At 64.4% G+C, this 14,161-nt stretch carries 13 protein-coding genes; 11 read left to right on the top strand and 2 right to left on the bottom strand.

Translation table 11 applies throughout. The annotated features are described in order from the left end of the window. Nucleotides 1-29 precede the first annotated feature (29 nt). The 5 genes from araD (at nucleotide 30) to GC146_RS08755 (ending at nucleotide 6,516) form a co-directional block, all read left to right on the top strand. Nucleotides 30-1,772 carry an L-arabinonate dehydratase gene (araD, locus tag GC146_RS08775; protein WP_291837151.1) on the top strand — a complete coding sequence of 581 codons (1,743 nt, stop codon included), beginning with the start codon at nucleotides 30-32 and terminating at the stop codon, nucleotides 1,770-1,772. Further along, nucleotides 1,772-2,689 carry a Gfo/Idh/MocA family oxidoreductase gene (locus GC146_RS08770; protein WP_291837150.1) on the top strand — a complete coding sequence of 306 codons (918 nt, stop codon included), beginning with the start codon at nucleotides 1,772-1,774 and terminating at the stop codon, nucleotides 2,687-2,689. The genes araD and GC146_RS08770 overlap by 1 nt, the downstream gene beginning before the upstream one ends. A gap of 90 nt (nucleotides 2,690-2,779) precedes the next feature. Continuing rightward, the gene (locus tag GC146_RS08765; protein ID WP_291837148.1) at nucleotides 2,780-4,114 is read left to right on the top strand and encodes an NAD(P)-dependent oxidoreductase; all 1,335 of its coding nucleotides are present in this window, start codon (nucleotides 2,780-2,782) and stop codon (nucleotides 4,112-4,114) included. Between the two features lies 1 nt (nucleotide 4,115). Continuing rightward, nucleotides 4,116-5,420 carry an NAD-dependent dihydropyrimidine dehydrogenase subunit PreA gene (gene preA, locus GC146_RS08760; RefSeq protein WP_291837147.1) on the top strand — a complete coding sequence of 435 codons (1,305 nt, stop codon included), beginning with the start codon at nucleotides 4,116-4,118 and terminating at the stop codon, nucleotides 5,418-5,420. Between the two features lie 91 nt (nucleotides 5,421-5,511). Next, nucleotides 5,512-6,516: a nitronate monooxygenase gene (locus GC146_RS08755; protein ID WP_291837145.1), complete on the top strand. Its 1,005-nt coding sequence runs from the start codon at nucleotides 5,512-5,514 to the stop codon at nucleotides 6,514-6,516. Between the two features lie 11 nt (nucleotides 6,517-6,527). Here the strand turns inward: GC146_RS08755 and GC146_RS08750 are convergent, their stop codons facing one another. Continuing rightward, nucleotides 6,528-7,136 (bottom strand): TetR family transcriptional regulator C-terminal domain-containing protein, encoded by a 609-nt coding sequence (locus GC146_RS08750; protein ID WP_291837143.1) that lies wholly within the window; start codon nucleotides 7,134-7,136, stop codon nucleotides 6,528-6,530. Between the two features lie 210 nt (nucleotides 7,137-7,346). Between GC146_RS08750 and GC146_RS08745 the strand changes: the two genes are divergently transcribed. Continuing rightward, nucleotides 7,347-8,597, top strand: coding sequence for a Zn-dependent hydrolase (locus GC146_RS08745; RefSeq protein ID WP_291837141.1), 1,251 nt, complete (start codon nucleotides 7,347-7,349; stop codon nucleotides 8,595-8,597). Between the two features lie 69 nt (nucleotides 8,598-8,666). Continuing rightward, nucleotides 8,667-10,121, top strand: coding sequence for a dihydropyrimidinase (gene hydA, locus GC146_RS08740; protein WP_291837139.1), 1,455 nt, complete (start codon nucleotides 8,667-8,669; stop codon nucleotides 10,119-10,121). On the opposite strand, the gene GC146_RS08735 is transcribed toward hydA, so the two are convergent. After that, nucleotides 10,118-10,513, bottom strand: a complete 396-nt coding sequence (locus tag GC146_RS08735) for a cupin domain-containing protein (protein WP_291837138.1) — start codon at nucleotides 10,511-10,513, stop codon at nucleotides 10,118-10,120. The genes hydA and GC146_RS08735 overlap by 4 nt on opposite strands. A gap of 36 nt (nucleotides 10,514-10,549) precedes the next feature. Between GC146_RS08735 and GC146_RS08730 the strand changes: the two genes are divergently transcribed. Genes GC146_RS08730 through GC146_RS08715 form a run of 4 tightly spaced genes read left to right on the top strand, consistent with a single transcriptional unit; the run spans nucleotide 10,550 to nucleotide 14,098 of the window. Next, a complete protein-coding gene (locus tag GC146_RS08730; protein WP_291837136.1) occupies nucleotides 10,550-11,347 on the top strand; it encodes an ABC transporter ATP-binding protein in 798 nt (265 codons plus the stop codon). Next, a complete protein-coding gene (locus tag GC146_RS08725; RefSeq protein WP_291837134.1) occupies nucleotides 11,334-12,206 on the top strand; it encodes an ABC transporter permease subunit in 873 nt (290 codons plus the stop codon). Before GC146_RS08730 ends, GC146_RS08725 begins: the two co-directional genes overlap by 14 nt. Beyond that, a complete protein-coding gene (locus GC146_RS08720; RefSeq protein ID WP_291837132.1) occupies nucleotides 12,203-13,048 on the top strand; it encodes an ABC transporter permease in 846 nt (281 codons plus the stop codon). The genes GC146_RS08725 and GC146_RS08720 overlap by 4 nt, the downstream gene beginning before the upstream one ends. Before the next feature lie 57 nt (nucleotides 13,049-13,105). After that, on the top strand, nucleotides 13,106-14,098 hold the full coding sequence (locus tag GC146_RS08715; protein ID WP_291837130.1) for an ABC transporter substrate-binding protein: 993 nt from the start codon (nucleotides 13,106-13,108) through the stop codon (nucleotides 14,096-14,098). Nucleotides 14,099-14,161 lie beyond the last annotated feature (63 nt).

The following is a 14,161-nucleotide window of genomic DNA, read 5'->3' as shown; positions in this document are numbered from 1 at the left end:
CCCCCGCAAGATAGAGGACGAACAGAACGATGACCTTCAAACCTGCCAAATGGCCCCGCAAGCTGCGCAGCCAGGAGTGGTTCGGCGGCATGTCGAAGGACGCGATCTATCACCGCGGCTGGATGAAGAACCAGGGCTTTCCGGCCGACCTGTTCGACGGGCGCCCGGTGATCGGCATCCTCAACACATTTTCCGAACTGAACCCCTGCAACGCGCATCTGAACGATTTGGCGCAACGGGTGAAGCATGGCATCTACGAGGCCGGGGGGTTCCCGGTCGAGGTGCCGGTCTTCTCAGTCTCGGAAAGCGGGTTCCGCCCCACCGCGATGATGTTCCGCAACCTCGCTGCGATGGCCGTGGAAGAGACGATTCGCGGCCAGCAAATGGATGGCTGCGTGCTGCTGGTGGGCTGCGACAAGACCACGCCCAGCCTGCTGATGGGCGCGGCCTCGGTCGATCTGCCGTCGATCGTCGTAACGGGCGGGCCGATGCTGAACGGCTATTACAAGGGCGAGCGTGTGGGTTCCGGCACGCATCTGTGGAAATTCTCCGAGGCCGTGAAGGCCGGCGAGATGACGGCGGAGGAATTTGTCGAGGCCGAAGCCTCGATGAGCCGCAGCCCCGGCACCTGCAACACGATGGGCACCGCCAGCACCATGGCCAGCATGGCCGAGGCGCTGGGGATGGCCCTGTCGGGCAACGCGGCGATCCCGGCGGTGGACAGCCGCCGCCGGATGATGGCGCAGCTGACCGGGCGGCGGATTGTCCAGATGGTCAAGGACGACCTGAAACCATCCGACGTGCTGACTCGCGAGGCCTTCGAGAACGCGATCCGCACCAATGGCGCGATCGGCGGGTCTACCAACGCCGTCATCCACCTGCTCGCGCTGGCGGGTCGGGTCGGCCTTGACCTGACGCTGGACGACTGGGACAGGCTGGGCCGCGATGTGCCGACCATCGTCAACCTGATGCCCTCTGGCAAATACCTGATGGAAGAGTTCTTTTATGCAGGCGGCCTGCCCGTGGTGCTTAAGCGTCTGGGCGAGGCGGGCCTGTTGCACAAGGATGCCCTGACCGTCAGCGGCGAGACGATGTGGGAGCAGGTCAAGGACGTGACCAATCACAACCCCGACGTGATCCTGCCCGCCGACAAGGCGCTGACCCAATCGGGCGGCGTGGTGGTGCTGCGCGGCAACCTTGCGCCCAACGGCGCGGTGCTGAAACCCTCGGCCGCAACGCCGGACCTGATGGTCCATCGCGGTCGCGCCGTGGTGTTCGAGGATATCGACGACTACAAGGCGCGGATCGACGATGACGCGCTGGACATCGACGAAACCTGCGTGATGGTGATGAAGAATTGCGGGCCCAAGGGCTATCCCGGCATGGCAGAGGTGGGCAACATGGGCCTGCCGCCGAAGATCCTGAAGAAGGGCATCACCGACATGGTCCGCATCTCGGACGCGCGGATGTCGGGTACCGCCTTTGGCACCGTGGTGCTGCACACCGCGCCCGAGGCGGCGGCGGGTGGGCCGCTGGCGGTGGTGCGGACCGGCGACATGATCGAGCTCGACGTGCCCAACCGGCGCCTGCATCTGGATATTTCGGACGAAGAACTGGCTGCGCGGATGGCGGCATGGACCCCGCCCGCGCCCAAGCCGCAGGGCGGTTACGCGCAGCTGTTCCATGACCATGTGATGGGGCCGGATACCGGGGCGGACTTCGACTTTCTCGTCGGCTGTCGGGGCAATGCCGTGGGCCGGGAATCGCACTGATGAAGGTGGCACTTGTCGGCATCGGCAAGATCGCGGTGGACCAGCATGTGCCCGCGATCAACGCCAGCGATGCATGGGATCTTGCCGCGACCGTCAGCCGTCATGGCAGTGTAGACGGTGTCGAGGCATCTACAGATATCGACACCATGCTGGCCGAACGGCCCGATATTCCGGTCGTCTCGCTTTGCCTGCCCCCCGTTCCGCGCTTTGCCTATGCCGAGAAGGCCCTGCGCGCCGGACGGCACGTGATGCTGGAAAAGCCGCCGGGTGCGACGCTGGCCGAAGTGCACGCGCTGCAGGCACTGGCGACAGAGGCGGGCGTGACGCTCTTTGCCACGTGGCACAGCCGGATGGCCAAGGGCGTGGCGCAGGCCAAGGCGTGGCTGGCCGGGCAAACTGTGACACGGGCCGAGATCGTCTGGAAAGAGGACGTGCGGCGCTGGCATCCCGGGCAGGACTGGGTGTTCGAACCGGGCGGGATGGGCGTTTTCGATCCCGGCATCAACGCGCTGTCGATCCTGACAGAGATCCTGCCGCAGCCGGTTCACCTGACCGGCGCGACCCTCTTCTTCCCCGAGGGACGGCAGACGCCCATCGCGGCCGATCTGGCCTTTTCGGGCCATGTTAGTGCCGCTTTCGACTGGCGCCACGAGGGGCCACAGACCTGGGATATCACGGTCGAGACACCGCAGGGGCGGCTGGTGCTGCACGAGGGCGGCAACCGCCTGCTGATCGACGGGGCAGAGGTGGCGGTGGCGCCCGGTCCCGCGCTGGCCGGCGAATATCCAGCCCTTTACGCGCGGATGGCCGACCTCGTCGGCAACGGGCAATCGAATGTTGACCTTGCCCCGATGATCCATGTCGCCGACGCGATGACGCTGGGCCGGCGCGAAACCGTGGCACCCTTCGCTTTCTGAGGCTTCACGAACCGCCTAAAATTTACCAATTGATAAAAAATGCGGATGTGGCAGGCTGTGGGTGAAATCGACACCCTTGAGGGAGCCGTCATGACCAGTCCGCTGACCCCCGGCATCGCGCCCGGCCGCCTGGCCGCCGAAGAGATCGCCCAGAATTTCGCCGACCTGCAACCGCCGCTGGACCCGCACGAGGCGGCCGTCGCCGCAGACCGCTGCTATTTCTGCCACGATGCGCCTTGCACCGTTGCTTGCCCCACCAGCATCGACATTCCGATGTTCATTCGCCAGATCGCCACCGGCCGGCCCGAGGCGGCAGCAAGGACCATTTTCGACCAGAACATCCTTGGCGGCATGTGCGCCCGCGTCTGCCCGACCGAGGACCTCTGCGAGCAGGCCTGCGTGCGCGAGGCGGCCGAGGGCAAGCCGGTAGAGATCGGCCGCTTGCAACGATACGCCACCGACACAGCGATGGCGCGGCAGGGACATCCCTTTGCCCGTGCCGCCGCCACCGGCAAGCAGGTGGCGGTGGTGGGCGCAGGCCCTGCCGGCCTGTCCTGCGCGCACAGACTGGCGATGCACGGGCACGAGGTGGTCATCTTCGAAGGCCGCGCCAAGCCCGGCGGGCTGAACGAATACGGAATCGCCGCCTACAAGGCGACCAACGACTTTGCCGCGCGCGAGGTCGACTGGCTGATGGGAATCAGCGGAATCAGGGTCGAAACAGGCCAAACGCTGGGCCGCGAAATCTCGGTCGACGGCCTGGCGAGAGAATATGACGCGGTGTTTCTTGCCGTGGGCCTTGGCGGGGTCAACGCGCTGAGGGCGGTGGGCGAGGATCATCAGGGCGTCGCCGATGCGGTGGATTTCATCGGCGTGCTGCGGCAGGCCGATGACCTGACGGAACTGCCCGTGGGCCGCAACGTGGTGGTGATTGGCGGTGGCATGACCGCAGTTGACGCCGCTGTGCAGTCGAAACTGCTGGGCGCCGACAGCGTCACCATCGCCTATCGCCGCGGCCCCGAAAAGATGTCGGCCAGCCGGTATGAACAGGTGCTGGCGGCGTCAAAGGGCGTGCGCATTCTGACCAACCTGCAGCCGGTGGAGATTCACGGTGACGACCGGGTGACCGAGATCGCGCTGGAATACACGCAGGAAACGCCGGACGGCCTGACAGGCACGGGCGAGGTCATCACCCTGCCCGCCGACCAGGTGTTCAAGGCCATTGGCCAGACGCTGACGGTCGATGCGCCGGTGCGGATCGAGGGTGGCAAGATCGTGGTCACCGGGCCGGGCCGCACCAGCATGGCGGGCGTTTGGGCCGGCGGCGACTGCGCCAGCGGCGGCGATGATCTGACCGTCACGGCAGTGGCCGAAGGACGCGACGCCGCCGAAGATATCCACGCTCACCTCATGGGAGGCAAGTGACATGGCCGATCTGACGACAAACTTCATCGGGATCAAGTCCCCCAACCCGTTCTGGCTGGCCTCGGCGCCGCCGACCGACAAGGAATACAACGTCCGCCGCGCCTTCGAGGCAGGCTGGGGTGGCGTGGTCTGGAAGACACTGGGCGAGGCCGGGCCGCCGGTGGTCAATGTCAACGGCCCGCGCTACGGCGCGATCTGGGGGGCGGACCGGCGGCTGCTGGGCCTCAACAACATCGAGCTGATCACCGACCGCCCGCTGGAGGTGAACCTGCGCGAGATCAAGGCCGTCAAGCGCGACTATCCCGACCGCGCGGTCGTCGTCAGCCTGATGGTGCCCTGCGTCGAGGAGGCGTGGAAGGCGATCCTGCCGCTGGTCGAGGAAACCGGCGCGGACGGGGTCGAGCTGAACTGCGGCTGCCCGCATGGCATGTCGGAACGCGGCATGGGGTCTGCCGTGGGACAGGCGCCCGACCTGATCGAGATGATCACCCGCTGGTGCAAGCAGACCACGCGGATGCCCGTCATCGTGAAACTGACGCCCAACATCACCGACATTCGCGGCCCCGCGCGGGCGGCCAAGGCGGGCGGGGCCGACGCGGTCAGCCTGATCAACACGATCAGTTCGATCACCTCGGTCGATCTTGATTCGATGTCGCCCGAGCCCTCGATCGACGGCAAGGGCAGCCATGGTGGCTATTGTGGCCCGGCGGTGAAGCCGATCGCGCTGAACATGGTGGCCGAGATCGCGCGCGATGCCGAAACCCGCGGCCTGCCGATTTCCGGCATCGGCGGTGTGACAACATGGCGGGACGCGGCCGAGTTCATGAGCCTTGGCGCCGGCACCGTGCAGGTCTGCACCGCGGCGATGACCTATGGCTTCCGCATTGTTGAAGAGATGAAATCCGGCCTGTCGCAGTGGATGGACGAAAAGGGCTATGCCAAGGTCGATGATGTCATCGGCCGGGCCGTCCCCAACGTGACCGACTGGCAGTTCCTGAACCTCAATTACGTGGCAAAGGCCAAGATAGACACTGAATCCTGCATAAAATGCGGCCGCTGCTTTGCCGCATGCGAGGATACCAGCCACCAGGCCATCGCCATGAAGGATGACCGGGTGTTCGAGGTTATCGACGCGGAATGCGTCGCCTGTAACCTTTGTGTCGATGTCTGCCCGGTCGAAGGGTGCATCAGCATGGTACCGATGGCTCCCGGCACGGTCGATCCGCGCACCGGCAAGGTGGTAACGGGCGATTACGCCAACTGGACGACGCATCCCAACAACCCCAACCGCGTCGCTGCGGAGTAGCAACAGAAGCGCCCGCGGTTGATCCGTGGGCCGTTCGATGGTTCAATAAATGCCCTGAACTCCGGGTTCGTGACCGCACGGAGGCAGGGGCATGCGTACCCGCCTGACAGAGCTTTTCGGCCTGCGCTATCCCATCGTATCGGCGCCGATGGTGTTTCAAAGCGGTGGCGATCTGGCCGGTGCGGTGTCCAAGGCCGGCGGTCTGGGCAGTTTCGGGGCCGTTGCACCGAAACCGGGCGCTATCACCCTGTCCTATATCGCTGACAACCTCGCACGCGTCCGTCAGACCACTGACAAGCCCTTTGGCATCGGATTTATCACCCCTTTCATCGGCGCAAATCGACCTAACTTCGATTATGTCCTGTCCGAGGATGTGCCCGTCATCATGCTTTCCTTCGGCGATCCTCGGCCATGGATTTCCTTGGCCAAGGCGCGCGGGCGGGCTGTGCTATGTCAGGTCCAGACGATGGAAGAGGCGCGTATTGCCGTGGGCGAAGGGGCCGACGGCATTACCGTGCAAGGCGAAGCGTCGGGCGGACATTGTGGCGAACGCAGCCTGTTGCCATTCCTTGCCGAAGCGGCCGACGCCTTCCCTCAGACGCCCGTGATGGCGGCGGGCGGGCTGGGTGACGGTCGCACATTGGCTGCGGTGCTGGCGGCCGGCGCATCCGGGGCATGGATCGGGACGGCCTTCAGGGCCGTGACCGAGTGCGCCGAGACCCCTGAAGAGGATCGGCAGGCGATCCTGCGCAGCGATGGGCGTGATACCGTCCGCAGTTCGGTCGTTGACATCGTCAACCACGGGGCTTGCGGTGGTCTTGTCTGGCCCGGTGGCATTGCGATGCGCACGCAGATCAATCCCCTTCTGGAGCGCTGGCACGGGGATGAGGACTCATTGGCCGCTGCAGTGACGGCCGCGCCGGAGGATTTTGCCGACCTGTGGGACAATCCCGCGGCGCCAAACTATCCCCGCCTGTTCGGCGAGGCCGCGCAATTCGTCTCGCAGATCGAAACGGCGGAAGACTTTATTCGCCGAATCACGGACGAGGCGGAGCATCTGTTGGCGCGCTGGAACGGCGCGGCGGACCGCGGCTGACGCCCGCCACTTCAGCCGGTCAGCAAGCGGCGGAACAGCTGCTCCAGGTAGGCCGTGGCGGCCGGGTACGGATCACCCGGTCCCAGAACGGCCTGAACCTGTACGTCGAAATCGGCGTAGTGCTGCGTCAAAGCCCAGATTGAAAAGATCAGGTGATGGGGATCGATAGTGGCGATCCGGCCTGCAGCTGACCAGCCGCGAATCACCGCGGCCTTGTCATTAACCAGATCGCGCAGCTCGCCCGTCAGCGCCGGCATGATCCGCGGCGCGCCTTGCAGGATCTCGTTGGCAAAAAGACGGCTTTCGCGGGGGTAATCGCGGCTCATCTCCAGCTTGCGCCGGACGTAACCAAGGATTTCACCTACCGCGTCGCCTTCGGGCCGCATCGCGCGCAGCGGGTCAAGCCATGTATGCAGCAACTCCTGCAGCAGGGTCTCATAGACCGATTCCTTGGACGGAAAGTAGTAAAGCAGGTTGGGCTTGGAGAGGCCTGCCGCCTCGGCAATCTGGTCAAGCGTGGCACCGCGAAATCCAAACTGTGAAAACACGTCCAGCCCGGCATCGAGGATCGCGGCGCGATTGCGCTCCTGAATGCGGGTGCGTGCCTCGGGTTTGTTCATGGCCATGCCTGCCTATTGCTTGTGCAACGCCGCCCAACAGGGCGCCGTCCCGATCAACCTTCGGGCATTTGCCGCGGAATTGCGCGCGGTCCTTGACTGGTCATGCCCCTCTGCTAGCGTTGCTTTGACCGAATGGTCAAATCAAGTTGTTTTCGTGGGGGCGGCCCTCCCCCGCCCTTCACGAAGACACCGGCGATCGGGGGGCGAATGATGGCGGCACCGGGCGAAAACCTGCGGATCAATGGCGAAAGGCTGTGGGACAGCCTGATGGAGATGGCCAAGATCGGGCCGGGCGTGGCCGGCGGCAACAACCGCCAGACGCTGACCGATGATGACGCGACGGGCCGTGCCCTGTTCCAGACATGGTGCGAGGATGCTGGCTGCACGATGGGCGTCGACGAGATGGGCACCATGTTCGCCCGGCGCGAAGGCACGGATCCTGACGCGCTGCCGGTCTACGTGGGCAGCCACCTTGATACGCAACCCACCGGCGGCAAGTATGACGGCGTTCTGGGTGTTCTCGGCGGGCTGGAGATTGTCCGCACGCTGAACGATCTGGGCATCAAGACGCGCCGGCCCATCGTGGTGACGAACTGGACCAACGAGGAGGGAACGCGCTTTGCCCCGGCGATGCTGGCCTCGGGCGTCTTTGCCGGCATGCACCAGCAGGACTGGGCCTATGCAAGGCAGGACGCCGCCGGCAAGACCTTTGGCGACGAGCTGGTGCGGATCGGCTGGAAGGGCGACGAAAAGGTCGGCGCGCGCAAGATGCACGCGATGTTCGAGTTGCACATCGAACAGGGCCCGATCCTAGAAGCCGAGGGCAAGGATATTGGCGTTGTCACGCATGGGCAGGGCCTGTGGTGGCTGGAGATTACCCTGACCGGCAAGGACGCGCATACCGGCTCGACACCGATGTCGATGAGGGTGAACGCGGGTCTTGGCATGGCGCGGATCATCGAGCGCGTGCACCAGATCGCGATGAGCCATCAGCCGAATGCGGTGGGCGCGATCGGACAGGCGAATGTCTATCCCAACTCGCGCAACGTGATCCCTGGCAAGGCGGTGTTCACCGTCGATATCCGCAGCCCCGAACAGGCCAAACTGGACATGATGCGCGCCGAGGTGGAACGCGCCGCCCATGCCGTGGCGGCTGAACTGGGCCTTGGCTGCAGCATCGAGGCGGTCGGGCATTTCGACCCGGTCACCTTCGACCCCGGCCTTGTAAAAGTGGTTCGCGGTGCGGCGGAACGGCTGGGCTACAGCCACATGGATATCGTCTCGGGCGCGGGCCACGATGCCTGCTGGATCAACCGGGTGGCGCCCACGGTGATGGTGATGTGCCCCTGCGTCGATGGCCTCAGCCATAACGAGGCCGAGGATATCACAAAGGATTGGGCGCGCGCGGGCACGGATGTGCTGTTCCACGCGGTGGTAGAGACGGCGGAGATCGTGGCCTGAGGCGGGGGCCAGCCCCCGCACCCCCGGAGTATTTGCGGCCAGAAGAAGGGCCGAATGAAGGAGAGTATCATGACCACAGTCATCAAGAACGGCACCATCGTGACCGCCGATCTGACCTACGCCGCCGATGTGCTGGTCGATGGTGGCAAGATCGTGGAGATCGGGCCGAACCTGAAGGGCGATACCGTGCTGGACGCCACCGGCTGCTACGTGATGCCCGGCGGGATCGACCCGCATACGCACCTCGAGATGCCGTTCATGGGCACCTATTCGACCGACGATTTCGAAAGCGGAACCCGCGCGGCGCTGGCGGGCGGGACGACGATGGTGGTCGATTTCGTGCTGCCGGGTCAGGGGCAGGGCCTCGTGGATGCGATGAAAGCCTGGCACAACAAGTCGACCCGCGCGAATTGCGACTACTCCTATCACATGGCGGTGACGTGGTGGGGCAAGGAGGTGTTCGACGAGATGCCGACCGTGGTCAACGACCACGGCATCAACACCTTCAAGCACTTCATGGCCTACAAGGGCGCGCTGATGGTCAACGATGACGAGATGTATGCCTCGTTCCAGCGACTGGCCGAACTGGGCGCGACGGCGCTGGTCCATGCCGAGAATGGCGACGTCGTCGCGGAACTGTCGGCCAAGCTCTTGCGCGAAGGCAATACCGGGCCCGAGGCGCACGCCTATTCCCGCCCGCCGCAGGTGGAGGGCGAGGCCACCAACCGCGCGATCATGATCGCCGACATGGCGGGCGTGCCGCTTTACGTCGTGCACACGTCTTGCGAGGAAAGCCACGAGGCGATCCGGCGTGCCCGCATGCAGGGCAAGCGCGTGTGGGGAGAGCCGCTGATCCAGCACCTGACGCTGGACGAGAGCGAGTATTTCAACCCCGACTGGGACCATGCCGCGCGCCGGGTGATGAGCCCGCCCTTCCGCAACAAGAAACATCAGGACAGCCTTTGGGCGGGGCTGCAAAGCGGCAGCCTGTCGGTGGTGGCAACCGACCATTGCGCCTTTACCACCGAACAGAAACGCTATGGCGTGGGCGATTTCACCAAGATCCCCAATGGCACCGGCGGCCTGGAGGACCGGATGCCGATGCTGTGGACCCACGGCGTGGAAACCGGGCGGCTGACGCCGAACGAATTCGTCGCCGTGACAAGCACCAACATCGCCAAGATCCTCAACTGCTATCCGCGCAAAGGGGCGGTGCTGGTGGGGGCCGATGCCGACCTCGTGGTCTGGGATCCGACGAAGGAAAAGGTAATTGCTGCTTCTACCCAACAGTCGGCGATAGATTACAACGTTTTCGAGGGCCAGAAGGTGAAGGGCCTGCCCCGCTACACCCTGACCCGTGGCAAGGTCGCGGTGAATGACGGCAAGGTGCAGACCGAGGAAGGCCATGGCCAATTCGTGAAACGGCCGCCAAACGGTGCGGTGAACAAGGCGCTGTCCAGCTGGAAGGACCTGACGGCGCCCCGGCCCGTCACGCGCACCGGCATTCCGGCGACCGGCGTCTAGGGGACCAGATGCTCAAGCTCTGGAAGAAGCACCACGCTTTCCTGCTCATGCGGGTCGGTGCGGGCGATCACGGCCGTCGCAGGGGCGTCGAACGGATTGAAGGGCAGGTGCGGCATGTCGGCCGGGATATACAGCATCTCGCCGGGGTCCAGTTGCATCCGGTTCTCCAGCCTCTCACCCCAGTACATCACCGTGCTGCCGGAAATGGCGTAAATCGCGGTTTCATGGGTCGCGTGCTTGTGGGCCTTGGCGCGGCCACCCGGCGGGATCGTCAGCATGTGCATGCAGATGCCGGTCGATCCCACCCGCTCGGCCGAGATCCCCTCGACATAGGTAAAGCCCTGCTTGCCGGCATAAGTGCCGGCGGGGTTCAGTTTCTGGCATGAGGTCATGATGGTCCAACTCCAGCGCAAACGGAAAGGTGCCGCATGACAAGCCTAGCTTCGGGCGCAGCGCCTGTCATCAAAGCCAGCGGACTGGACCTGACCTTTCAGACCAATGACGGCCCTGTGCAGGCGCTGCGAGATGTCTCGCTTGACGTGGCCAAAGGCGAGTTCGTCAGCTTCATCGGCCCCTCTGGCTGCGGCAAGACGACGTTCCTGCGGGTCGTGGCGGGTCTGGAGCAGGCGACAGGCGGCTCCGTGTCGGTCAACGGCATGACGCCCGATGCGGCACGGCGCGCGCGCGCCTATGGCTATGTTTTTCAGGCCGCGGGGCTGTATCCGTGGCGGACGATCGGCGGCAACGTGAAGCTGCCGCTGGAAATCATGGGCTTTTCAAAGGCAGATCAGGCCGAGCGCGTAAAACGCACGCTCGATCTGGTTGACCTTTCGGGGTTCGAGAAGAAGTTTCCGTGGCAGCTTTCAGGCGGGATGCAACAGCGTGCCAGCATCGCCCGCGCGTTGGCCTTCGACGCCGATATCCTGCTGATGGACGAACCCTTCGGCGCGCTGGACGAAATCGTGCGCGACCGGCTGAACGAAGAGCTGTTGAAGCTTTGGAACCGGACGCAGAAGACCTGCCTTTTCGTCACCCATTCGATCCCCGAGGCGGTGTACCTGTCCACCAAGATCGTGGTGATGAGCCCACGTCCCGGCCGGATCACCGATATCATCGATAGCCCGCTGCCGGCCGAACGTCCGCTGGATATCCGCGACACGCCCGAGTTCATCGCCATCGCCCACCGCGTCCGCGAAGGGCTGCGCGCGGGGCATGTCGATGACTAGATCGCTGGTGCCAGTCACCGCCGTCCTGCTGGCCATCGTTGCGGCATGGTACATTGCCTGCATCCCGATGAATTGGAGCTGGACGAGCGATCAGTTGGCACGGTCTGGCGGCACGATGACGCTGGGCGAACGGGTGGTCGACGCATGGTCGCAGACCCGCCCGCGCCTGCCCGCCCCACACCAGGTGATTGCCGAGTTGTGGCGCAGCACGATGGTGCTGGCCCCAACCTCGAAACGCAGCCTGATCTACCATGGCGCAGTAACGCTGGAAGCAACGCTGCTGGGTTTTGTTTTTGGCACAGCGCTGGGTATCCTGCTGGCCGTCGGCATCGTCCACAACAAGGCGATGGACATGAGCGTGATGCCATGGGCGATCATCAGCCAGACGATTCCGATCATCGCCATCGCGCCGATGATCATCGTGGTCCTTTACTCGGTCGGGGTGCAGGGGATCATCCCCAAGGCGATCATCAGCGGATATCTCAGTTTCTTTCCCGTTGTGGTGGGCATGGTGAAGGGTCTGCGCAGCCCGGATTCGATGCAGCTTGACCTGCTGCGCACCTATTCGGCGACACCGGCACAAGGGTTTTGGAAACTGCGACTGCCGTCGTCGATGCCCTACCTCTTTGCCTCGCTGAAAATCGGTGTCGCGGCCTCGGTCGTCGGTGCCATCGTGGGGGAATTGCCGACCGGCGCGGTGCGGGGGCTGGGCGCCCGACTTTTGGCCGGGTCCTATTACGGGCAAACGATCCAGATCTGGTCGGCGCTGTTCGCGGCCGCCATCCTTGCCGCCGGGCTGGTCGCCATCATCGGCGTCGTGGAACGGCTGACGCTGCGGCGGATGGGGGTCAGCGCATGACCCTTGTCGCGGTTGCCATCGTCGTTTGGCTGGCGGCATGGGCGTTGAACGTCGCGCTGTCACGCGGGCCATATGCCCAAAGTCGCATCGTGCATCTGGTGGTGCCGGGCATCTTCGGGCTGACGGTGCTGGTGGTCTGGGAACTGGTCGTGCGCGGGCTGAACGTGCCGATGGTGATCCTGCCCGCGCCCAGCCAGATTGCGGCCAGCTTTGCATCCAACCTGCCGACGATCTGGGAGGATTTCGTCCAGACCTTCGCCAAGGGCGCGTTGTCGGGCTATGCCATGGGCTGCGGCGCCGCGTTCCTGCTGGCGATCATCGTGGACCGCTACGATTTCCTGCGCCGCGGCCTGCTGCCGGTGGGCAACTTCATGGCGGCGCTGCCCATCGTCGGCACCGCACCGATCCTTGTGATGTGGTTCGGCTTCGACTGGCAGTCGAAGGCGGCGGTGGTCGTGGTGATGGTGTTCTTCCCGATGCTGGTCAACACCGTGGCCGGCCTGCGCGACACCACCGAGATGCAGCGCGACCTTATGCGCACATACGGGGCGAGCTACAGCCAGACCCTGCTGAAGCTGCGCCTGCCCGCGGCGATGCCATTCATTTTCAACGGGCTCAAAATTGCGACAACTTTGGCGCTGATCGGCGCGATCGTGGCCGAATTCTTTGGTTCACCGACGCAAGGCATGGGCTTTCGCATTTCCACCTCCGTGGGCAAGCTTTCGCTCGATATGGTCTGGGCCGAGATCGTCGCCGCAGCGCTGGCCGGAAGCGGTTTCTATGGGGCGGTGGCCCTGATCGAACGGGGGGTGACGTTCTGGCATCCCTCGCAACGCAGATAAGAAACGGTAGTTGAGACCGAGCACAAGAAGAGCAAACCTGACAAGGAGGTCAGACATATGAAACGGACAGTATTGGCGGCGATGGCCGTGGTCGGAATGGCCGGGATGGCGCACGCCGCCGACTCGGTCAAACTGCAGCTGAAATGGGTGACACAAGCCCAGTTCGCGGGATATTACGTCGCGCTCGACAAGGGCTATTACTCGGACGAGGGGCTGGATGTGACGATCCTGCCCGGCGGCCCCGACATCGCCCCCGAACAGGTGATCGCCGGCGGTGGCGCCGACGTGATCGTCGACTGGATGGCGGCAGCCCTTGCCGCGCGCGAACGCGGTCTGCCGCTGGTCAACATCGCGCAGCCGTTCAAGCATGGCGGTCTTGAACTGACCTGCCTGAAGGAAACCGGCATCACCTCGCCCGCCGATTTCCCCGGCCATACGCTGGGCGTCTGGTTCTATGGCAACGAATATCCGTTCTACGCTTGGATGGCCAAACTGGGCATCCCGACCGATGGCAGCGCCGATGGCGTGACGGTGCTGAAGCAGGCCTTCAACGTGGATCCGCTTCTACAGAAGCAGGCCGACTGCATCAGCGTGATGACCTATAACGAATACGGTCAGGTCCTCGACGCCGGGATCACCCCGGATCAGCTGGTAACGTTCAACTACCTCGATCAGGGCGTCGGCATGATGGAAGACGGGCTTTACGTCTTGCAATCCAGCCTCGACGACCCGGCCTTTGCCGACAAGATGGTGCGCTTTGTGCGGGCCTCGATGAAGGGCTGGCAATATGCGGCGGCGCATGTGGACGAAGCGGCGCAGATCGTCGTCGACAACGACGCGAGCGGCGCCCAAACGCTCGAACATCAGACGTACATGATGAGCGAGGTCGGCAAGCTGATCGCCGATTCGAACGGCGCCCTTGATCCGGCCGATTACCAGCAGACGGTCGCTACGCTGCTGTCGGCCGTGTCGCCCGACAACCCGGCGATCACGAAAGAACCCGACGCCGGTGCCTGGACGCACGCGATCACCGACAAGGCGCTGCAATAAGTCTCTGACAGAGGCGACAGGGGGCGCTCCGGCGGCAGGCCGGGGCGCCCTTTTCCGTGCCGC

Source organism: Limimaricola sp. (assembly GCF_016125575.1).
Lineage (GTDB): Bacteria > Pseudomonadota > Alphaproteobacteria > Rhodobacterales > Rhodobacteraceae > WGLM01.
Note: the sequence above shows the minus strand (reverse complement) of the source record. Positions and strands in the feature narration are given on the sequence as shown.